Genomic DNA, 21,724 nt, shown 5'->3' on the forward strand with positions numbered 1-21,724 from the left:
CGATGAAAGTACGTGCACAAATAGGCATGGTCCTGAACCTGGACAAATGTATCGGCTGTCACACTTGTTCTATCACTTGTAAGAACGTATGGACGAGCCGTGACGGTGTTGAATACGCTTGGTTTAACAATGTTGAATCTAAGCCAGGCGTGGGTTTCCCTAAAGAGTGGGAAAACCAGGAAAAATGGAACGGCGGTTGGGTCCGTGGTAACGATGGTAAGTTGACACCGCGTCAAGGTAACAAGATGCGTGTGTTGGCGAATATCTTCGGTAACCCTGACCTACCCGAAATCGATGACTACTATGAGCCATTCGATTACGACTACGAGCATCTGCATACTGCGCCAGAAAGCAAGCATCAGCCAACGGCTCGTCCGAAGTCGCTGATCACTGGCAAAATCATGGAGAAGATCAACTGGGGCCCAAACTGGGAAGAGATTCTAGGTACGGAGTTCGCTAAACGTAAAGTTGATTCAAACTTCAATGAAGTAGCGCAGAAAGACATCTACGGTCAGTTCGAAAAGACCTTTATGATGTACTTGCCACGCTTATGTGAGCACTGTTTGAATCCGGCTTGTGTTGCAAGTTGTCCTTCAGGTGCGATCTACAAGCGTGAAGAAGACGGTATCGTATTGATCGACCAAGACAAGTGTCGTGGTTGGAGAATGTGTGTATCGGGTTGCCCATACAAGAAGATCTACTACAACTGGAAGTCTGGTAAGTCAGAGAAGTGTATTTTCTGTTACCCACGTATCGAAGCGGGCCAGCCAACAGTTTGTTCTGAGACTTGTGTAGGTCGTATCCGTTACTTGGGTGTACTTCTTTATGATGCAGACCGTATCGAAGAAGCAGCAGCAACGCCGCTAGAGAAAGATTTGTACCAGGCACAGTTGGATATCTTCCTAGATCCAAATGATCCTAAAGTGCAAGATGCGGCACGCGCTGAAGGCATTCCTGATAGCTGGATTGAGTCGGCTCAAGCATCACCTGTTTATAAGATGGCAATGGACTGGAAAGTAGCGCTACCGTTACACCCAGAGTACCGTACGCTGCCAATGGTTTGGTACATCCCACCACTATCCCCAATCCAGAATGCTGCTGAGCAGGGTCGTATTGGTATGGACGGTGTGATTCCAGACATTAAGTCACTGCGTATTCCGGTACGGTACTTGGCTAATTTGCTAACGGCCGGTGAAGAAGCGCCAGTTGTGAATGCACTAGAAAGAATGCTGGCAATGCGTTCATTCAAGCGTTCACAGCAAGTAGAAGGCAAAGAAGATCTGGAAGTTTTGAAGAAGACGGGTTTAACAGCCTTACAGGTTGAAGAAATGTATCGTTACATGGCGATTGCTAACTACGAAGACCGTTTCGTCGTGCCATCAAGCCATAAAGCTTACGCAGAAGATGCTTACGACATGAAGAGTTCATGTGGTTTCAGCTTCGGCAATGGCTGTAGCGATGGTAACAACGAAGTCAACATGTTTGGTGGTAACAAACCAAGTAACCGAGCGAATATCATCGCGGTTTCAGGAGGTGACTAAGATGGATACTTCAAATGCGAAGGTGCTAGCTGTTGTATCTTGTTTGATGGATTACCCACGGGAAGACATCCTTCTTTACAAAGGTGAATTGGATCAAGTGGTAGCGGAGGCTGGCCTAGCGCCAGCCATCGAAACCAAGTTGCTGGCGTTTATTGAAAACCGGGCAGCGATGGATCTAATGGACTGGCAGAGTGAATACGGTGGTCTATTCGATCGTGGACGTTCGGTCGCGCTATGGTTGTTTGAGCACGTACACGGCGAATCCCGTGATCGTGGCCAGGCAATGGTAGATCTGGTCGATATGTACCGCGAAGCAGGTTTAGAGCTGGACAAGCACGAGTTGCCTGACTACATCCCCTTGTTCCTGGAGTTTCTCTCAACCCAAGGTAAAGAGAACGCCCAGAATTGGTTGCAGGAAATGGAGCATATTTTAGGCTTGATCCAGTGTCGCTTGGAAAAACGTAAAAGTGATTACTCGGTTTTGTTTGAGGCGCTTCTGGACTTTGCTGACAGTAAGATCGAATTGGACGAAATTCGTGAGCAAATCGCTGATGAGAAGCGAGATGACACGAAAAAAGCAATCGACAAAGAATGGGAAGAGGAAGAAGTGAAGTTTGGTGCTGAGTCACTAGATAAAAGCTGCGAGTCTTCAACGCGTCGACCCAGCGAAGCTCAGCGTCGTGACCAAGATATCCCGGTTAACTGGGTAGGTTTTGATGCCACGCCGTCCTCGTCACAATCTTCTATCTCCGATAAGAGAGGATAAGAAAATGGATTACTTAAATCATTTATTCTTTGGAATTTACCCCTACATTGCTTTGGCAGTGTTCGTTTTAGGTTCGATTGTGCGTTACGACCGCGATCAATATACCTGGAAAACTGGTTCAAGCCAGATGTTAGAAAGTGCTCAATTACGAAAAGGCAGCCGCCCTTTCCACGTGGGTATCATTATGGTTTTGATGGGGCACTTTGTGGGCCTATTAACGCCACATGTGGTATGGGAAACACTTGGCGTAAGCGATAGTTTCAAGCAAATGGTCGCAATGGGCATGGGTGGCTTCTTTGGCCTGGTGTGCTTATATGGCTTGGTGATTCTTGTTAAGCGTCGTTTAGGTAATGAGCGAGTGCGAGCGACTAGCTCAAGAATGGATATCCTTATCCTACTCTTGTTGTTGGTTCAGCTACTACTAGGCTTGATCTCGATCTTCGTATCGATGGGTCACCTGGATGGTGTTGAAATGGTTAAGCTAATGAGCTGGGCGCAAAATATGGTCTTGTTTAACGGCGTTGAAGCTTCAGCAGCGATTGCTGATGTTCACCCAATCTTTAAGCTACACGTAGCCTTGGGTATGACTTTGTTCTTGGTCTTCCCATTCAGCCGTTTAGTTCATGTTTGGAGTGTGCCAGTTAAGTACTTCTCTCGTAACTATCAGGTTGTACGTAGTAAGGCTTAATAGCCATCTTATCCCCGCAAAGCGCGGGGATATTTTCAAAGGGGTCAGACTCGATTGAAACCTTAGTTTCAATCGAGTCTGACCCCTTTGAAAATATAGACTAAGTTGGAGTTAGATATGATCCGAGTGAATCAAACAGAATTTGATGAAACAGCCATCGTCAAAGAAATGCAGTACCACGTGGCCCAAACGCACACGGAATCGAAAAATAAGGCTTGTGAGTCTCTGATTATCAGTGAGCTTCTTAAGCAGCGTGCTGAAGCTTTAAATCTAGCAGGTGGTGCAAAGAGCCAAGAAGCCCAGAGTACTGAAGATGCGTTTCTTGAAGCTTTGTTAGATACCGAAGTCGAAGTACCTTCGGCCAGTGAAGATGATTGCCGTCAGTATTTTGAAGCAAATCCTAAAAAATTCATGACCAGCCCCTTGGTCGAGGCGCGTCATATCTTGCTTGATGCATCACCCGATGATGCCAATGCTCGTTCCGAAGCAACGGAACTGGCAGAGCAACTGATTAAACGCTTACAAGAAAATATTGGGCAGTTTGAAGAGCTGGCCAAGATGCATTCCAAATGCCCTTCAAAAGAGACGGGTGGTCACCTTGGGCAGCTTGGTAAAGGCCAAACTGTGCCAGAATTCGAACGTCAGTTATTCAATTGTCCTGAAGGTTTAGCCAGTGCGCCAATCGAAAGCCGTTATGGTGTGCATGTTGTTTTCATTAACCACAAAGAAGAAGGTAAAGCTTTACCTTATGAGATGGTTAAAGAACGAATTTCTGATTACCTGAATGAAAAGGTTAGACGTAAAGCGATTGCCCAGTATATTCATTCATTAATTATGGATGCCGACATTGAAGGTTTCGACTTTAGTGTGTCCGACTCCCCTTTAATGCAGTAAGCTCCCCATATTTGGGGTCAGAGTAAAAATGGCTGTTTTTACTCTGACTCCAATTTCTTATCTAATAATGATCGGCTCAAGGTCATAAAAATGACTGAAGAGATCCCTGCAGCGGCAAATAGCATACACATCACCATTATCTGATAGCGAGCGGCAATAAAAGGCGATACGCCAGAGAGTATTTGCCCCGTCATCATTCCAGGTAGCGAGACCAGACCGACGGCGAACATTGCATTGATATTTGGAATCATTGCCGTGTTGAAAGCCGTATTCCGTGCAGTTTCGTAAACATGGCCACTACGAAGTTCAGCCTGTAAACGTTCGCCAGCCAAACTAATGCTGGTCATTGAGGTTGCAAAAATCATCCCGGCTAGTGGAATCATATAACGTGGCAAGTACCAAGGGTCTAGCTGTAACACTAGCTGTGTGACCAGAGCAAGCATTAAACCGCCACCAATAAATACCGCAATCAGCGCTTTACTGAATAACTGAAAGCGTCCCTTTGTTGATAGTGCGTTGTTGCCAGTGCTATCTGACAGCGTGTTTAGAGATATCCAGCTCGATGCCAGCATCATCACTGATAGAACAGCCAAGGTGAGCAAGCTGCTTTCTGATTCGAAGATCATGATCAGCGCGTAGCCAATTAATAGCAGCTGGAGTAGCATGCGGATGATTGAGTAACAGGCTTTTCCGTATGCCAGCCCCCAATATCGCATTAGAGCAATCACAAAGAAAGTAGGGATAAAAGCGATGAGCAAGCGTTCAAAGGGAATGATTTCAATAGTCATCGGAAACTCGAAGTGATTGAAAGGACGGCGCGTATCATAACATGGAGCAGAGTAAAGCGATGGCACTTCAAGAATGATCTGGGTCATACAAAACCTGAAGAATACTCATAAAATGGTAAATAATACGGCGAAAAGTGGTATCTCCTGTTAAGCTTGAAAGCAATCATGACTTTACTTCGGAGAGTACGAGTGTTTTTTGAAAGCTCATCCAAGAAACTAGCTAAGCTTGAAATCAACATGGCCGCTGCAGAAAGCTATCAGGCTTGGTGCAGTGCGGCAGAAAAACATGACCTGGCTTCGGGTGCCAGCGAATGGAAAGAGCTTGAGCATACAAGCGAATATGACTACAAACAGATTCGTCATCGTCTAGAAGCTCTTCAGAGGCTTCGTCGAGACAACAATTATCATGGCTTACTGTTCGCTCTGAATGAAGGTATACATGGCAATATGGGGGGAATGGGTAAGCCTGTTCTCTATAACCATGCCAAGTATGGTACGAAGAAACTTATCGAAGAGTATGTCGATGAGATAGTTGAGTCCATAGAGCATATCGCAGAATTAGATGCCTCGCAGATCGATTATGAAGAGCGCCTAGACTTCTTTCATCGAGCCAGCCTTTGCTACGGCCGAACAGCGCTGATGCTCAGTGGCGGCGGTGCACTTGGACATTTCCACATTGGTGTTGTAAAAGCCTTGCTTCAGCAAAATCTTCTACCAAGTGTTATATCAGGCGCTAGTGCGGGCTCGGTCATTACAGCCATATTTGGTACGCATACAGATTTGGAGCTAAAAGAACTCATTCAGCCAGTGAGAATGTTAGCTGAGGCGAAAGAAAATGCAGGCTGGCTTAAAAAGCTCTTGTATGGAAAGAGAAAGCGCGCTGATATCAAAGATTTTGAAGAGCATGTGCTCAATCGTTTGGTACCTGATCTGACCTTCCAAGAAGCGTATGAACTCACAGGCCGTCGGATCAATATTTCCGTAGCGCCTGCAGAACTCCATCAGACCTCTCGTTTGTTGAATGCGATTACTTCACCAAATGTTTATATTCGTACTGCTGTGCTTGCTTCGTGTGCAGTGCCCGGTATTTTCCCTTCTGTCATGTTGGAAGCGAAGAATGAGCTTGGTGAGCGTCAAGCCTATCTACCCACACGACGCTGGATAGACGGTTCTTTTAGTGATGACTTGCCGGCTAAGCGTTTGGCTCGTTTATACGATGTGAATCACTATATCGGAAGTTTGATTAATCCGATCGTATTGTTTACTAAAGATGGTTGGGATAACACGAGAATTCCAAGTTGGGTACGCTGGCTAACGCATAAGAGTGCTAGCCGTTTTGCCAAAGCAACTTGTGCCGTGAGTCAGAAATATACTCCAAACTGGACGCGTTTTAATGTCTTGATGAATACCGTTGCCTCGGTGCTAAACCAGGAATACAGCGCCAATATTAATGTCTACCCGGATTTTAGAAAATTCGATTTTCGGCAAATACTTAGCCCGCTGTCTGAAGCCGAGTTACTAGAGCTGGTTCGACAAGGGGAATTGGCAACCTGGTCACAGATGGAGCGAATTCGTATTACCAGCAAAGTAGAGCGAACGCTGGAGCGAATTTTGGAAGAATATGGAGAAAATGACCTGCTACATGCGAAGATGAAGCGGCGTAAGAAACAGGTTCAAAAAACCTAAGTTAGTGCATGTCCAGCTGTAGGGACATTTTATCAATAGGCGTTACTGAAAGTAGTGATTTCATACAACGCTTTGAGTCGTAGCCGCACAAAGCGATCTCCTCATCCGAAAATATCCAGGGTTTGCCAGATTCATACAATTCCAAGCGGGCGTTGAGAGGTGCTTGGTACTGCTCCATATAGTGGTGCTTGGCGCTATAGTATTTTAAACTCGATAAAGCATCCCTTTGCGTGATTACTGCTCGTTCGAATAAACCATTAGCCGCATAAACGGCAGCAGCAGTGTCTAGAAAAAGAGGGCGGTCTGAAAGGTCCTCATCATCGATGATATCCTCTATCATTTCTAAAGCACGTTGCGGGTTTCTAAATGAATCATTGGGATATGTTGCCAGCCACCAAGCATAGAAAGCATTGGAGCTGTCAAAAACCTGGTTTTCAATCGATTTCTCAAAATAGTAGCGTGCATTGTCAAGATTACGCTCAGTCCCGTGCCCAACCAGGCTGCTATGCGCTAATACTGCCAATGCCCAATAATACTCCTGGTACTTTTCGCTTTTCAGGATTTTAAAAGCTAATGACTTATCTGGCTCTTCAGTGTCAGCAAGAATTTGGTAGGCTTTTATCAAGGGTATGTAATAGTCATAAGCTTGGTCATAGCGCCCATAATCTGCTTTTTCTGCGATATCGAGATAAAGACGGGATTTTTCCAGATCTCTAGGGACTTGATAGTCGAGGATATAAAGGTTCGCTGCATGCAATGCGGGAATTCGGTAGCCGAGCTTTGCGTCCTGCTCGAAATAATGAAGGGCTTCAGGATAGTTGTGTGCTTCTAGATTTTGTAAGGCTTGTCTAAAGTTCGTTGCACAGGCGCTGAGTTGGATTACTAGAGCTATCACTAGTGAGAGTTTTATTGCACGACTGATCAAATTACCACTAAACACTACCGGCTATCCTTATTTAAATAATCCTTCAGCTATTCTACCACTGGTTTAGAGTATGTACACTTTAATGAAATATAAATAGAGAAAGGCCGAGACGATGTCCGGGCTTTCTCTAACAAGTAAAGTAAACTAACGCCCCATGAGACCCGCCACGGCTGCAACATCATCTTTGCTTTCCAGTAATTGTGCCAAAGCTTCCTCGGCTTTTTCTGGTGTGATGTGCAGACGGGTATAAATACTTTCATCAAGTTTGTCGGCTGGTTTAGGAACAACGCCTGCGTCAGCCAGCATATGTTGAGTGAGCTGCAGTAAACCGGCGTATTCAGCATTTACACCTTCGAAGGCCTGATTCTTTTGGTGTCTCAAGCCAATAATGACTTCTTCTGGCATATTCCAGACAGACATCAGCTGGCTACCAATTTGTTCACGAGTAATGCCCAGTAAGAAGTGCTCAATATAGCCACTGTCTAAATGGGGGTTTGCTTCAATATAGCGACACATCAACGAGAAGTGAGGCGGGAAGACGTGTGCAAGCACCAAATAACCAAAGTTATGCAGCAAGCCCGAAAGATAAGACAAGCCGAAACTGGGGCGATAAGTCGGGTCAATTTTGCTTAGAATTGAGGTCGTACCTAGAGCTAGCCACATGGCTTGCTGCCAATAGGGGGCATAACCTTTTGGCTCATCCTTAGGAACTTTTAGTGTTCTTCCCAGAGCTAAACCCATTGCCAGGTTCATCACCATATCAAAGCCCAATACCCTGATGATCGCGTCGTGAACTGACTTGATCTTTCCGGGTGCATTGTAAAATGAGCTGGAAGCCCAGCTAACTACCTGAGCAGCAAGGCTTGGATCTTTTTCGATGATATCTGCCAGTTCATCAGCGCCTGCATCAGGGTTGGAGCGAAGGCGAATAATTTCTTGTGCACTCTGAGGCAGAGGTGGAAGCTCAAGAGTGTCTTCCAAGCGCTGTTTAATACGTAAGGAGGTAAACTTCTCAATCGCTTGATTGATCTGCTCAAGGTCACTGCCTGGTTGATTTATGTTGTAAGGTATCGATGATAGAGGCACTGCAAAGCTTTCGACTTTAGCTTTTCTAGTTGAGGCTGAAAAGGCCTCTTTACTCAGCTTGATCAGTTTATCTGCTTCATCGGTTTCGATATAGACGGTATCCTGTTCGATGACACGAGCATCGACAATCGCCGGTAAACCGGTGATATCCGGAATAGCCGGAAGCGTTTTGATGCTATGCACGGCGATTAGGCTGTGTACATCCTCATGTGGCAGCGCTTCGAATGAGCGCCCTACCTTACTGTTCAAACTGTCGACATCCAGCATACTGTCGGCTAAAAATATTAGCTGCGAACGCCCTAGTGTGTCTGCCATCAAGATGGTTTTCAGAATCTGGCTATCGGGAATGCCTTCACGGTCAACTAACACTGGCTGGTCCGCTTCAGTCAAATTAATTTCGGCATCATTCTGGTATTGTTCAAAAACTTTATTCACCACCGCGGGTATCATGTCATTTAACTCTTTGTTATCCATAAGCGTTTCCATATCAATAAGCTAAGTGTAGATCAATCCAGCAAAACAGTTCGTCAATTTAGTCGAAGGTAACAAAAATACTAAACTTCGCCATAAACACGCTTTGCGCCGACCCATCGACGAATCAATAGTTCACTGAGCTTGGAGTCCTCAAACACTTGTGCAGCCATGGTTTTGACTTCAGGAAGCCAATTTTGGTCACGTTGAAGGTCTGCAATCCGAAATTCGACCATACCGGTTTGCCGGGTACCCAGAACTTCACCAGGGCCTCTTAACTCCAGATCTTTCTCGGCAATGACAAAGCCATCGTTACTTTCGCGCATTACACTTAAGCGCTCTTTGCCATTGGCGGATAGAGGTGGGTGGTACATTAGCGCACAATAGCTTTTTAAAGCGCCCCTTCCTACGCGGCCGCGCAACTGATGTAGCTGGGCGAGCCCTAAGCGCTCAGGGTTTTCAATAACGATAAGGTTCGCATTGGGAACGTCCACACCGACTTCAATAACAGTCGTAGCAACCAATACATCAATACGCCCTTCTTTGAACTGATCCATGATTAGGCTTTTATCCTGAGCCTTCATTCGCCCATGAACCAAGGCGACAACCAAACCTCCTAGCTGAGCTTGTAACCAGGCCAGGCTTTCCTCTGCAGCCTGACACTGCAGGGCTTCAGATTCTTCTATAAGAGTGCAAACCCAATAGGCCTGACAGCCGGCTTCACAAGATTTTCTAACCCGTTCAACCATTTCGGAGCGTCGACTATCTGGAATGGCAAAGGTTTCTATTTTTTGTCTGCCTGGGGGGAGTTCATCGATTACCGAGGTGTCGAGGTCGGCGTAGGCGCTCATTGCCAATGTCCGGGGTATGGGCGTGGCGGTCATAATGAGCTGATGTGGCACCAAACCGGAGTCTTGCCCTTTGTTTTTTAAGGATAAACGCTGGTGAACACCAAAGCGGTGTTGCTCGTCGATAATCGCCAGGGCCAAGCGTGAAAACTTCACTTCATCTTGAAACAAAGCATGTGTGCCGATGACGACTTGAGCATTACCCGATGCGATTTTTCCCAAGGCGGCTGCTCGGGTCTTGCCCTTTGACTTACCACTTAGCCATGCGATTTCTATCGAGTTGCCATCAGGAAGCTTAAGCTCGGCAAACCACTGACTGAAGTTCAATAGATGTTGCTCGGCAAGAATTTCAGTGGGAGCCATTAAAGCGACTTGAGCACCCGACTCTACAACCTTTAAGGCTGCCAAGGCCGCAACGATGGTCTTACCTGAGCCGACATCGCCTTGTACCAATCGTAGCATGGGGAAGGCTTGGCCTAGGTCATGGTCGACGTCGCTGCACACTTTTTTTTGTGCACCGGTTAGTTCAAAGGGGAGCTGCTCAAGCAGTTGAGTGCCTAGCTGGCTATTATTCTGGCAAGGCAAGGCTTGGTGACTTTGTACGCCTTTGCGGAGTTTTAACAGACTTAAGTGATGCCCGAGTAATTCTTCAACAATAAGGCGTTGCTGACATAAATGCCGCCCTTCTAGCAAAGCGAGTTGGTCGGCTTCGGTTGGTGGAGCATGTAAGTAACTTAGTGCATGTTTAAGTTCCGGTAGCTGGTAGGCTTTTCGAATGCTAGGCGGCAGTAGATCGCGGACATCGCAGCGATCCAGCCAGCCAAGCGCTTGACGACAGATTGCACGGAGTCTTGCTTGTTGAATTCCTTCGGTTAAGGGATAAACCGGAGTTAAAGTTTCGGGTGCGGTATTCTTCTCGTCCCCTGTGATGATATTGTACTCAGGGTGATAGAATTCTATTCCCAGCTTTCCAAGCCTGGCCTCACCATAGCAACGCAGGTAGGTACCTTTTTGAAGTTGCCGGGCTTGAGCTGCGCTGAAGTGATAAAAACGCAGTGTAACGGTGCCGCTGGCGTCTTTTACTTTGACTTCTAGACTACGCCTTCTTCCATGAACGACTCTACTACCGAGCACTTCCACTTCAAACAAGCCTTGCATGCCGGGGCGAAGCGAGGCTGCAGAGTGAATACGAGTTCGGTCTTCGTAACGAAAAGGCAGGTGGAAGAGTAGGTCCTGCATGTTGTGAATATCGAGCTTGGAAAGTGTTTCAGCCAGTTTGGCGCCCACACCTTTTAACTGCGTAAGCTCTATTTCCTCCAGCGCTGCCATGCCGATTTAACCCTTTTGTGTGAGTGCAGGTACTTCGATGCATCTACGAATGTCTTTTAGAGTACTTCGTTTTATACTAGCGACAAATCATATAGAAAAGGCTTGGCGCTATGCAAGGTAAGAAGGTTTTGATAGTCGGTTGCGGTAAAATCGGTGGGCGCGTAGCGAAGAGGCTTTCAAGTGACTTTCAAGTTTTTGGTTTACGCCGAAGACCTCAAATGTCTCAGGATGACATTCATTATCTTGCTGCAGATGTTCGAGAGGCATCGAGTTTAGAAGAGGTGTTTTCACAAGTCCTGACTGATGGTGTTGATTACCTGATTTATTGCCTGACGCCTTCCCAGCGCACCGAACAGGCTTATCGTGATACCTATGTCACGGGTTTAGAAAACACGCTTACGATGCTTCCTAATCCGAAGCGCTTAAAGCGATTGATCTTTGTTTCCAGTAGCAGTGTCTATCACCAGAATGATGATAGTTGGATAGATGAGCAAAGCCCTTGTGAACCAAAACAGTTTTCAGGAAAGCTTATCTTTGAAGCGGAAGGTCTACTTCGACACAGCGGCATACCCAGCACGATTATTCGTTTTAGCGGGATCTATGGTGGTTCTCGTCGCCAGTTAATTAATCAGGTAAAGCAGTCTGCGGAAAGTGGCGCGGCTATTTTAAGTAAAGCCTTACGTCGAAGTAACCGTATTCATGAAGATGATTGCGTGGGTTTTATTGAGCACTTAATTCGCTTGAATGCTCAAGGCTCAGCGTTGGAGCCGCTATATCTTGCTAGTGATAGTGAACCAGTAGATCTTAATGAAGTGATTATCTGGCTAGCAGAGCACTTGGGGCTGACCATCAATACCCAACCTTCCGAGCAGGCAAAACGGCGAAGCGGAAATAAGCAGTGTTCCAATAGGCGAATGTTGGATAGTGCTTATCAACTTCACTATCCGACTTTCCGAGAAGGTTATCAGGCGATGTTAAGACAAACCTAAATAGATGAATTCATCACCATTATGCCATCCATTTCAACCTGAGCATCTTTAGGTAGTGATGCGACGCCAATGGCGGCTCTTGCGGGATAAGGCGCTTCAAAATACTTGGCCATGATTTCATTCACGGTGGCGAAGTGTCCTAGGTCTGTCAGGAAAATATTGAGTTTAACTATGTCTTGAAGTGTACCGCCTGCGGCATTGCATACAGCGGTAAGGTTATCAAATACTCGCGTGATTTGCGTGCTGATATCGCCTTCTACCAGGCTCATCGTACTTGGGTCCAGCGGGATCTGGCCAGATAAAAAAACGGTCTCGCCGACTTTTACTGCCTGGGAATAGGTTCCGATTGCTTCCGGTGCATCTGCTGTTTGAATAATGGACTTGTTACTCATATTTCCTCCTGGAAGCTAATCACTTTATTTTGATATGACTCTGGTAAGCCTTAGAACGGCTTTGATTGAGCGAATTCGGCGCATAACTCGAGCCAGGTGTCGTCGACCCTGAACATGTAGCACAACACTAACAACACTTAGTTTGGCGTTTTGTTCCGTCACGCCGATTCGTTCGATATTACCTTCGGCGTGCGTTATCGCTGCGGCTAGCTCGGCAATAATGCCGCGTTGGCGTTCAAGCTCTACCTTCAATTCAACGGTAAACTCATCGGTAATATCTTTCACCCAGGATAAGTGCATTTGAACCTGATTGTTGCTTAGGTTCATAATTTTTGAGCAGCCCTCGGAATGAATGGTGATGCCAGAGCCTGTGTCAGGTAAGCCTACGATCGGGTCGCCCGGGATCGGGTGGCAGCAATGTGCGAAAGACAGGTTCATTCCTTCTGAGCCCTTGATCATCATGGACACTGTAGAGGTATCTTGAGCTTCGTTTTCAGCCTCATCTTGTATTGCATCAGACATCAATTGACGAGCAATGATGAACGGCATGCGCTGACCTAAACCGATATTGCGCAGGAGTACATCCATGCTCTCGGCTTGGTTATGTTCGAGAACTTTTTGAATCTGTGCTTCAGGAATATCTTTCCAGGAAACATTAATGCCAGAGAGTGACTTATCGAGCAAGCTCTTACCAAGCGCTAGGCTTTCGGCTTCGCGTTGGTCTTTCAAGTAGTGCCTTATGCTGCTCTTGGCTTTACCGGTTGTGACAATATTCAGCCAAGCCCTACTTGGTTTAGCGCTAGGGGCGGTGACGACTTCAACCGTTTGCCCGCTTTGTAGAGGTACGCTCAAGGGGGCAAGTTGCTTGTTTATGCGACAGGCGACACAAGCATGACCAATATCGGTATGGATGGCATAAGCGAAGTCGATTGGGGTTGCCCCCGCAGGTAATTCGAGAATCGCTCCCTTGGGTGTGAATACGTAGATCTCGTCAGGGAAGAGGTCGATCTTAACGTGCTCAATAAACTCCATAGAGTCAACGGCGCGTTCACGAAGTTCTTTCAGGCCGCTTAGCCAGCGATCAATACGCGCCTGATTGGCCAAGGCGAGATCTGACTCATCTTTATATTGCCAGTGTGCAGCAATACCGTAGTCAGCCAAATCTTCCATATCCTTAGTACGAATCTGAATCTCGATATTAACGTGCATACCGAAAAGTGTCGTATGGAGAGACTGGTAGCCATTTGCTTTAGGTACGGCGATATAGTCTTTAAAACGAAAGGGCAGCGGCTTGTATAAACTGTGGGCGGCTCCGAGCACGCGATAACAATCGTCTTCAGAGTCAGTAATAATTCGAAAGGCATAAACATCCATAATTTCATGGAAGGATTTATGCTGGTATTTCATTTTTTTATAAATGCTGTTCAGGTGCTTCTCGCGACCGAGTATCTCAGCATTAATACCGCGTTCTTTGAGCTTATCTTCAAGGCAATGTTGAATATCGGCAAGAATTTCATTGTGATTGCCACGTAACTTCTGCACTGCCTGGCCAATATATTTGGCTCGCATCGGGTACATGGCGGCAAAGCCTAAGTCTTCTAGCTCTACCCGAATGCTGTTGATGCCCAGTCGGTTGGCAATTGGCGCGTAGATATCCAGGGTCTCGGTGGCAATGCGTCGACGCTTTTCGGCATGCAAAGGCCCCAGCGTACGCATATTGTGCAGGCGGTCTGCCAGTTTGACTAAAATGACACGAATATCTTTGGCCATCGCCAAGGTCATTTTCTGGAAGTTGTGGGCCTGCGCTTCGGCTTTGGACTTAAACTCTATCTGCGTCAGTTTACTTACGCCATCGACCAGGTCAGCGACAGTATCATTAAACTGCTCGGCTAACTCTTCTTTGGTAACCTCGGTGTCTTCAATGACATCGTGAAGCAGTGCGGCCATTAGTGTTTCGTGATCCATGTGCAAACCAGCAAGGATCTTGGCAACGGCTACCGGATGGATGATGTATGGGTCGCCACTTCGACGGTACTGACCTTCGTGTGCATCTTTAGCACACTCGAAAGCCTGCAAGATCATAGAGACCTTGTTGTCATCCAGATAAGTTCTGACTGCCGCTTCGAGTGATTCTATCAATGCCTGTTCTGCCTGTTCTTTAATAATATGTTTCTAGAAACACGAGTGCCTTAAAATACGAGGGGGATAAGCTCTAAAGCAAAAAAAAGCCGAACGTTTCCATTCAGCTTTATGCGCTCTCACCTATCTTAAGTGAGAACAGATGATTTTCAAGAGTAATTCTCAAGAAAACCACATAATTTATTCATTTTTCAGCAGATTAAGAAGAAATCTCTTCGCGCTTGATCACATCATCATTGATCAAACCTTCTGCAATTTCACGCAAGGCAACAACAGTAGGTTTGTCATTTTCCCACTCTACGAAAGGCTCTTTGCCGCCATTTGCTAGTTGTCTGGCTCTCTTGGTTGAAACCATTACCAATTCAAAACGGTTATCAACGTGATCTAAACAATCTTCAACGGTCACTCTAGCCATTAAATTTTCACCTCTGGAAAAGACGCACTACTCAATAAATAAGGCAGAACTACAGTCCCACCCAAAAACGACCGAACATACTACGAAAAACGCTCTAAGAAGACAATAGCTCGGTCAATATTTCTTCATGCTGCGCGCTTTGACTGGCGGTGTCTAGCCGATTTGATTTAAAAATCGACAATAGATCGCTTAATGCATCGCCAAATTGATCGTTAATAACCAGATAGTCGTACTCATGATAATGGCTACTTTCACTGGTTGCATCGGCCATGCGGCGCTCAATGACTTCTTCACTATCTTGGCCGCGCCCTTGTAAGCGTTCGCGCAAGGCGGCTTTAGATGGAGGTAGGATAAAGATGCTCACGGTATCTGGCATCAGTTCTCTTACTTGCTGCGCACCCTGCCAATCGATTTCAAGAATAACGTCTTGCCCAAGCGCCATACGCTGCTCAAGCCAGGTCTTGGAGGTACCGTAGTAGTTATCGAAAACTTTTGCATGCTCTAGAAAGCCAGATTCAGATATGAGCTGCTCAAACTCGGGGATGCTGACAAAGTGATAATTAACGCCATCGACTTCCCCGGGACGAGCCTGGCGAGTGGTATGAGAAACTGAAACTTCGATACCTGAGTCGGCTTCGAGTAAGGCTGCTACCAGGCTTGTTTTCCCTGCTCCGGAAGGGGCTGAAACGACATATAAACGCCCTTGCCTTGCAACTTCTTTAGACTTTTCACCTGTGCTACCCACTCTTTCTCCTCCAGATTCTAAGCAATGTCTAGGCTGTTATTCATCAGCTAAAACAACTATATTTAATGCGATGTGGAGCATTATGCTAAATTTCAGCTAAAAAGAGTATCTCTTAGTCTCAGTAGATCTTGATAAAGCGCTACAGACGAATTTTATTGAACGGCTAATACTGTTGGTATAAACACCCTGTGAAACAATATTGTCATTATCACCCGATTTCTCCGGCAATCTGGCATTGCCTGTCATGCGAGCGTCATTACGATAAGCTTTGCATGCCCGATGGTGATGAAAGGCAGCAGAAGGCTAAGTGCCCACATTGTAAAAAGCCCATGTCTTTTCTTGAGAAGCGTCACGAGATGCCTCCATTTTGGTCAATGCAACAGCGTTTTTTCGGTCTGCCATTTAAAACAGACGCTTTGTTGCTTTCCTTGTTGTTAGGCCTTAGTGCACTAGCGATGCACTTAAATGCGATATTCGCCCTGCTACTTGCTAGTATCTTGTCTCTAGTGCTTGTGAACTTCTCTGTGCAGGTAGCGCGGAGCTATAGTAAGGCGACTCGCTTATCATCGACGACAGGTTCAAGCTCATTTAATGGGGGGGTGCCAGGAATTGCCTCGGCTTTAGATTTTAAACAGGCTAAGACGAGCCTGATTATTACCGGACTATTAATCGTTTGCTTTGCGCCCCCCATACTTTTACTGAATTATGTTAGTGGCTGGCTTGCCCTAACCTACGCGTTACTTGTTTTATCGATTCTGCCCAGTGTATTGCTTATGCTGCTGTATAGCGATAAACGGCAAGGCGGCCATGGATCTGCTCCACCTAGTTGGATGAGCATTATTAAAAAGATGCACTTATCTTATGTCAGCTTGATTGCATTTTTTGCGATGAGCTGTTTGAGCGTATTGGTGATCGCAGATTTGCTTCACCCTGTATTACCCTCCTTTGCTTTTGCTCCGGTTTGTGTGCTGCTGACGGCATATTTTGTTATAGCCCTGTTTGCGGTTTTGGGTTACGTCTTAAAGCGTTATGAATTCTTTTCATCGGTGAGCAGTGTCAAAGCGCTTGAGAGCGAACAAGACAATACGCCAACTGACAGCTCACAACGAATCAATGCTGACTTAGATATCGCGATCAAAGATGGTGACTTTTCCAAAGCCTTGTCTCTTTTGGAAAACAGTATGAAAGGCAAGGGAAAGCGGTCTGACTTGAGAGTCCATCAGCTGTATACGCTATTGCTAGAGCGCCGAGACCTGGTTCGCCTGGAACAGCATAGTCACTTGTTTTTTGAACTCTTACTGGGTCGGGGGCAGAAGTTGGCAGCTTATGAGTTGTTTGAAATGCTGCGCAATGAGCAAGAGAAGTTCCTGGTGCACGATATTCAACTGAGCCTCGATCTGGCTGAAGCGTTTTATCAAATGAAAGAGTATAAACTGGTGCTTTGGTTAGCACGTGAAGCGCACCAACGATTTGACTCGTGCCCGGAATTGGCGAAGTTATATTTACTAGCCGCTAAGACTATTCTTTCGAAGTCCAAGACACCGGAAAAAGCACGTGCATTCTTGCACTATATTGACGAGAACTTTCCGGATACCGAGTTTAAGGAAGCCGCAAGGCGCTTGCTAGAACACCTTGACTCACATTAACTGAGCCGATCATTGATGGCATTGAGTATTTGCCACTTCTTCCCACACCACTGTGGGGCAAGCAGAATGTCTTGCGAGGCTGTTCCGGTTAGCCGGTGAACGATTACGTTTTTAGGAAGGCGCTCAAGCATTTTGACCACGGTATCGATATACGCTTGCTCAGCGACAGGTTCATACAAACCTTTCTTCCATTCTCGTGCTAGCTGCGTTCCTTTTACAATATGAAGCGGATGGAACTTGATTCCATCTGTTCCCAGTGCCAAGACTTTATCTAAGGACTTCAGGCTATCAAGGGCTGCTTCGCCAGGAAGCCCCACTATTAAATGCGTACATACTTTTATCCCCATATCGCGAGCACGCCGACAAGTATCTTCATATTCCATCCAGCCATGACCACGGTTGACCCGCAGGAGTGACTCATCATTAGCGCTTTGTAGTCCTAATTCCAACCATATTTCATAGCCTTGCTCCTGATAAGCCAAGAGCAGTTCGAGCACCTCATCGGGAACACAGTCAGGGCGAGTCCCTATCGACAAGCCAATGACGTCGTCGACCGCTAAAGCACGATCATACAAGCGCTTTAGGTTTTCGGCCTCATCATAGGTGTTGGTATAGGCCTGAAAGTAGCCAAGAAATTTCTTGGCTCCGGTACGCTTGGCGATCACCGCTTTGCCGCGTGCTATTTGTGACTCAATTGAGTCTGGCGCTTTGGCGTTGGGGCTGAAGGATGCGTTATTACAAAAGGTGCAGCCACCAATACCTTTGCTACCGTCTCGATTAGGGCAAGTAAAGGAGGCGTTGAGAGAGAGCTTATGGACATGCTCACCATGGCGCTGTTGCATATACTGGCCAAATGAAAGATAAGGCCTTCCAGCCACAACACTCACAACTTAAACCATTTGACTTGATTGCATATCCATACCCGGCTTGCCAAACCAATAACCGTTGCAATCCTGATCGCTAAGCGCAATTTCACTCGACTGGCCATCAAGCGCATCACGGAAGCGACGAATGATGTCACTCATACCCTCAGCACGAGGGCTTAAGCGCAAGACATCAACATTGAGTTTTTTCATTTCAGGCACCTTTGCAAGCAGGTTATAAACCGACGAAGACTGGGTTTGGATGCCGTTAATATTAAATAGGGCCTGTTGCTCCTGACTCTTTACTTCTAGCCCTTCCGGATAGTGAATGCAGCTAAAGCGACAATCATCCTTGGGTAAGTCCAGGTAACGTGCGGTAAAACACCGCGCGGAGTAAGCGAGAGGAAGATGGCCATAGCTGAAGACTTCGGTTTCAATCTTCTCACGGATACCAAGATCACTTGCCTCGTCGTGAATGGTTTGTAAGCAATGGCCCGAGAGCTCAACCGGCATAACCCAACGTCGAGCACCGTTTCTGACCATAATTGATAAAGTGCGTGCATTGTAGATATTGGTGCTAGGACCACAGACAAAGGGTACTCCTTTGCGCGATAATAATTGCACCGCAGAGATATCGTTCGCTTCAACTTGAACCGGGGCGTTTTCACAAATATTCTTTAAGGTGCTTAATTCAGAATCTGCCATTAATAACGCCAGACTGGAAATTACGACTTCTTTACCTGATTCCGATAGTTCCTTGGCTAGCTCTAGCCATTCAGCAGTTTTTAATTCTCGGCGCTTAGAACACACCGTCTCGCCTAAATAAATAACATCGACAGGGCTGTCGAGCATCTCTTGGTAGAAGTCATACACGCGCTGTTTTGGCCAAAAAAACAGGTTTGGGCCTAGTGATAATTTCATCATATTACTCCCTAAATCTGCGGGGTTTATTGCCAGGCGCGCGTATAAGCGCCCAAAGTGGTTTGCGAGCCTTCAGAGACTTTATCGAGTGGCTTGCTCCATTGGGGTTTCACTTTAAAGTTATCCGGGTCGCGCTGATAGCTGTCTAAAGCTTTGCGCCAAACCGAGACAACCTGTTCAACATAAGCCGGGCTGCGTTGTCGACCCTCAATTTTTACAGCCTTGATGCCGATCTCTGTTAAGTCAGGAATTAAGCCAATTGTGTTCAAGCTTGTTGGTTCTTCGAGTGCATTGTAGAGACGGCCTTCCACTTCAAATCGGCCTTTACACAAGGTTGGGTAACCTGCTTTTTCATCTTCCTGATAACGGTCAATTAGCACATTGTTCAAACGTGACTCCAGGCCGTCTTCTGTTTCTTCCCAGCGAACAAAGCTTGCAGGCGAACAGGCACCGCAAGTATTGGGTGATTGGTCGGTTAGGTATGAAGATAAATAGCAGCGCCCTTCAGCCATAATGCATAAAGAACCAAAGGCAAAGACTTCTAATTCGATAGGCGACTTCTTAGCAACTTGCGCCACCTGCTTGAGTGATAAGACGCGTGGCAGCACAGCGCGGCGAACATTGAAATTGCGCTTGTAGAAACTTAGTGACTCAGCATTTGTGCCAGAGCCCTGAACCGACAAGTGCAGGTTTAGATTGGGGTGCTTTTGGGTGGCGTAATCCAGCACCCCCATATCAGCACAAATTAGCGCATCGGCCTGAATATCGGCGGCTACATCAACGGCTCGTTGCCATTTACTCCAACCTTCGGGCTGGGCATAGGTATTCACCGCGATATATAACTTAACGCCTTTGGATCGCGCATAAGCTAAGGCTTGTGAGACCTTTTCTTCTTTGAAGTTTAAGCCTGAGAAGTGACGTGCATTAGTTTCGTCTTTAAATCCTACATAGACGGCACTGGCACCACTATCTACCGCTTTTTTAAAGGCTGGTAAACTGCCAGCCGGACAGACCAAATCCATAAAGAAATACTCGAAATAATACGTCTGACCATTGTGAAGAATCCCCCGGCTAGTCACTATCCCTATTGGTGGGTATTTTATGTACCAACTTGCCGGGATATAGTTTCCTTTAATATCTGTTCGCTAATCACGTCTTAAGGAGGAAGCTACAATGCTATTGTCGAGCCCGAGAACTCTGCTTCCAAAATTACCTTTGACTTTGGTCAAACCTGTTCGCCATATGCCTTTTGGCCTGCAAAGTTTAGTGCTAAAAAGAGTGCTGAAAGCGGCCTTTAAGTCAGCCTTGGATCAAGGTGACATGGATTTTCTTAAACAGCGTTGGCTAAAAATCGAGATTAGCGATGCGGATATCAATTGGTTCTTTAGTTGTGGTCCTCGAAACGAGATATTAATGCAGAAGGATGCGCAGACGGACGTTTGTATTCGCGGTAGTTTGCGTAGCTTTATTTTGCTCGCGGCCCAAAAAGAAGACCCGGATACGCTGTTCTTCCAGCGTGACTTGGTGATTGAGGGTGACACTGATCTGGGTCTTGAGATCAAAAACCTGATGGATAGCCTGGATCTCGATGACTTGCCACCAGAGCTGCTATTTGCCGTAAGAAGTGCTGCAGAGTATGTGACAGTATTTAGCTAAATACTCTTACTCCAATAGCGCCCGTCCGCTTAGGAGGTAATCCATTGTTTTGGGTATATAAGCTTCCACCAAGCTTCCACCAAGCTTTCCTAACGACTAGAATCCCCCTATCTATCGTTAAAGGCCAGATTTGATGAATCGTAAAAAGAAGCTGAACTCCATCCTCAAGAAAAAACTTAAGAAGGCAAATGCCAAACTGGCGCCTAAGAAGAATGATAAACCTCGCTATATATCCAAAGCAGAACGGGCTGTAATGGAAGAAGAAAACACCTTAACTGAGATCAAAAACGACTAATAGATTGTCGGCTTATAGCCTTTTCTTGGGTGGCCGTGTACCTTCCAAAAAATTAATCTTTTTCATCTTATAAAAAAGTGACAAAAGTCTCACTTCGATCCATATTGTTAGCAGCTAGCATTTTGTACTTAGCCTAAGAGATGTACCGCAGCGATGAATACACCCGCACCACGAGCTTATATTCGCCACCCGTCCAAGGTTGGTATACAGGTTACGCCTTTGAGTACGCGCGAGCAGCTCAATCTGGAGATTAATAATATCAGCCAGGGTGGTCTGTCTTTTGATTCCAATGTTTCATTTTTCAAAGATACTGTGGTGAAGCTGAAAATACCTTCGGTTAAGCCGGTATTTAAGGTCAATGCAATTATTCGTTGGTGCCGAGAGCAAAGTGACAAGCAAGGCAGCCCATACGAGCTGGGCGTAGAGTTTCTCGACAATGATGACGCCTTTAAAGTTCGTATGATCGAACAGGTATGTCATATTGCCGAGTATCGAAAAGACTTGCAGGAACAGTTGGGTAAGCGAGTGACCTGGAATCAGGCCTCTCAGGAATGGATTAGCAAGAATGGGGGCAGCTTTCCGCGCTAGTCCGCGGTGAGTCACATTCAGGCAGGGCGAGTATTGTGAAGCAAACCTGTCAT

General features: G+C 46.2%; 21 protein-coding genes. 10 read left to right on the forward strand and 11 right to left on the reverse strand.

The features are described 5' to 3' along the window. The first annotated feature begins 2 nt into the window (after positions 1-2). From narH to A3735_RS04410, 4 genes are all read left to right on the forward strand, one after another. Positions 3-1,541 (forward strand): nitrate reductase subunit beta, encoded by a 1,539-nt coding sequence (gene narH / locus A3735_RS04395; protein ID WP_068508661.1) that lies wholly within the window; start codon positions 3-5, stop codon positions 1,539-1,541. 1 nt (position 1,542) lies between these two features. Next, positions 1,543-2,307: a nitrate reductase molybdenum cofactor assembly chaperone gene (narJ, locus tag A3735_RS04400; protein WP_068508660.1), complete on the forward strand. Its 765-nt coding sequence runs from the start codon at positions 1,543-1,545 to the stop codon at positions 2,305-2,307. Positions 2,308-2,311: 4 nt separating this feature from the next. Further along, the gene (narI, locus tag A3735_RS04405) at positions 2,312-2,995 is read left to right on the forward strand and encodes a respiratory nitrate reductase subunit gamma (protein ID WP_068508659.1); all 684 of its coding nucleotides are present in this window, start codon (positions 2,312-2,314) and stop codon (positions 2,993-2,995) included. 117 nt (positions 2,996-3,112) lie between these two features. Next, positions 3,113-3,889 carry a peptidylprolyl isomerase gene (locus tag A3735_RS04410; protein ID WP_068508658.1) on the forward strand — a complete coding sequence of 259 codons (777 nt, stop codon included), beginning with the start codon at positions 3,113-3,115 and terminating at the stop codon, positions 3,887-3,889. 38 nt (positions 3,890-3,927) lie between these two features. On the opposite strand, the gene A3735_RS04415 is transcribed toward A3735_RS04410, so the two are convergent. After that, positions 3,928-4,764 (reverse strand): ABC transporter permease, encoded by an 837-nt coding sequence (locus tag A3735_RS04415; protein ID WP_197470226.1) that lies wholly within the window; start codon positions 4,762-4,764, stop codon positions 3,928-3,930. Between the two features lie 102 nt (positions 4,765-4,866). Between A3735_RS04415 and A3735_RS04420 the strand changes: the two genes are divergently transcribed. Next, entirely contained in the window at positions 4,867-6,363 is a 1,497-nt protein-coding gene (locus A3735_RS04420) for a DUF3336 domain-containing protein (protein ID WP_197470227.1), read from the forward strand. A gap of 1 nt (position 6,364) precedes the next feature. On the opposite strand, the gene A3735_RS04425 is transcribed toward A3735_RS04420, so the two are convergent. The 3 genes from A3735_RS04425 to recG form a co-directional block, all read right to left on the reverse strand. Continuing rightward, positions 6,365-7,303, reverse strand: coding sequence for a sel1 repeat family protein (locus A3735_RS04425; protein WP_068508656.1), 939 nt, complete (start codon positions 7,301-7,303; stop codon positions 6,365-6,367). Positions 7,304-7,432: 129 nt separating this feature from the next. After that, on the reverse strand, positions 7,433-8,848 hold the full coding sequence (locus tag A3735_RS04430; RefSeq protein ID WP_197470228.1) for an aminoacyl-tRNA deacylase and HDOD domain-containing protein: 1,416 nt from the start codon (positions 8,846-8,848) through the stop codon (positions 7,433-7,435). A gap of 80 nt (positions 8,849-8,928) precedes the next feature. Next, a complete protein-coding gene (gene recG / locus A3735_RS04435) occupies positions 8,929-11,022 on the reverse strand; it encodes an ATP-dependent DNA helicase RecG (RefSeq protein WP_068508654.1) in 2,094 nt (697 codons plus the stop codon). Positions 11,023-11,132: 110 nt separating this feature from the next. On the opposite strand from recG, the gene A3735_RS04440 reads away from it, so the two are divergent. Continuing rightward, positions 11,133-12,011, forward strand: a complete 879-nt coding sequence (locus A3735_RS04440) for an NAD(P)H-binding protein (RefSeq protein WP_068508652.1) — start codon at positions 11,133-11,135, stop codon at positions 12,009-12,011. Here the strand turns inward: A3735_RS04440 and A3735_RS04445 are convergent. The 4 genes from A3735_RS04445 to gmk all read right to left on the reverse strand — a co-directional run bounded on the left by A3735_RS04445 (position 12,008) and on the right by gmk (position 15,702). Next, positions 12,008-12,403, reverse strand: coding sequence for a RidA family protein (locus tag A3735_RS04445; RefSeq protein WP_068508651.1), 396 nt, complete (start codon positions 12,401-12,403; stop codon positions 12,008-12,010). The two genes, A3735_RS04440 and A3735_RS04445, sit on opposite strands and share 4 nt — an antisense overlap. Positions 12,404-12,427: 24 nt before the next feature. After that, entirely contained in the window at positions 12,428-14,542 is a 2,115-nt protein-coding gene (locus A3735_RS04450) for a bifunctional (p)ppGpp synthetase/guanosine-3',5'-bis(diphosphate) 3'-pyrophosphohydrolase (RefSeq protein WP_304439959.1), read from the reverse strand. A 199-nt stretch (positions 14,543-14,741) separates the two neighbouring features. After that, the gene (gene rpoZ, locus A3735_RS04455; protein ID WP_068508646.1) at positions 14,742-14,957 is read right to left on the reverse strand and encodes a DNA-directed RNA polymerase subunit omega; all 216 of its coding nucleotides are present in this window, start codon (positions 14,955-14,957) and stop codon (positions 14,742-14,744) included. A gap of 94 nt (positions 14,958-15,051) precedes the next feature. Continuing rightward, positions 15,052-15,702, reverse strand: a complete 651-nt coding sequence (gmk, locus tag A3735_RS04460) for a guanylate kinase (RefSeq protein ID WP_068508644.1) — start codon at positions 15,700-15,702, stop codon at positions 15,052-15,054. Between the two features lie 188 nt (positions 15,703-15,890). Between gmk and A3735_RS04465 the strand changes: the two genes are divergently transcribed. After that, the gene (locus A3735_RS04465) at positions 15,891-17,348 is read left to right on the forward strand and encodes a hypothetical protein (RefSeq protein WP_156499399.1); all 1,458 of its coding nucleotides are present in this window, start codon (positions 15,891-15,893) and stop codon (positions 17,346-17,348) included. Here the strand turns inward: A3735_RS04465 and A3735_RS04470 are convergent. From A3735_RS04470 to A3735_RS04480, 3 genes are read right to left on the reverse strand one after another with little or no spacing between them, the layout of a single operon-like run. Further along, positions 17,345-18,235, reverse strand: a complete 891-nt coding sequence (locus A3735_RS04470) for a TIGR01212 family radical SAM protein (protein ID WP_082865453.1) — start codon at positions 18,233-18,235, stop codon at positions 17,345-17,347. The genes A3735_RS04465 and A3735_RS04470 overlap by 4 nt on opposite strands. A 3-nt stretch (positions 18,236-18,238) precedes the next feature. After that, positions 18,239-19,135, reverse strand: a complete 897-nt coding sequence (locus tag A3735_RS04475) for a U32 family peptidase (protein WP_231882381.1) — start codon at positions 19,133-19,135, stop codon at positions 18,239-18,241. 23 nt (positions 19,136-19,158) lie between these two features. After that, positions 19,159-20,154, reverse strand: a complete 996-nt coding sequence (locus A3735_RS04480; RefSeq protein WP_068506974.1) for a peptidase U32 family protein — start codon at positions 20,152-20,154, stop codon at positions 19,159-19,161. 151 nt (positions 20,155-20,305) lie between these two features. On the opposite strand from A3735_RS04480, the gene A3735_RS04485 reads away from it, so the two are divergent. The 3 genes from A3735_RS04485 to A3735_RS04490 all read left to right on the forward strand — a co-directional run bounded on the left by A3735_RS04485 (position 20,306) and on the right by A3735_RS04490 (position 21,671). Then, the gene (locus A3735_RS04485; protein ID WP_068506978.1) at positions 20,306-20,788 is read left to right on the forward strand and encodes an SCP2 domain-containing protein; all 483 of its coding nucleotides are present in this window, start codon (positions 20,306-20,308) and stop codon (positions 20,786-20,788) included. Positions 20,789-20,921: 133 nt separating this feature from the next. Then, positions 20,922-21,083, forward strand: a complete 162-nt coding sequence (locus A3735_RS28700; RefSeq protein ID WP_082865452.1) for a DUF2986 domain-containing protein — start codon at positions 20,922-20,924, stop codon at positions 21,081-21,083. A gap of 153 nt (positions 21,084-21,236) precedes the next feature. Further along, positions 21,237-21,671 (forward strand): PilZ domain-containing protein, encoded by a 435-nt coding sequence (locus A3735_RS04490; protein WP_068506981.1) that lies wholly within the window; start codon positions 21,237-21,239, stop codon positions 21,669-21,671. Positions 21,672-21,724 lie beyond the last annotated feature (53 nt).

This window comes from Oleiphilus sp. HI0061 (genome assembly GCF_001635675.1).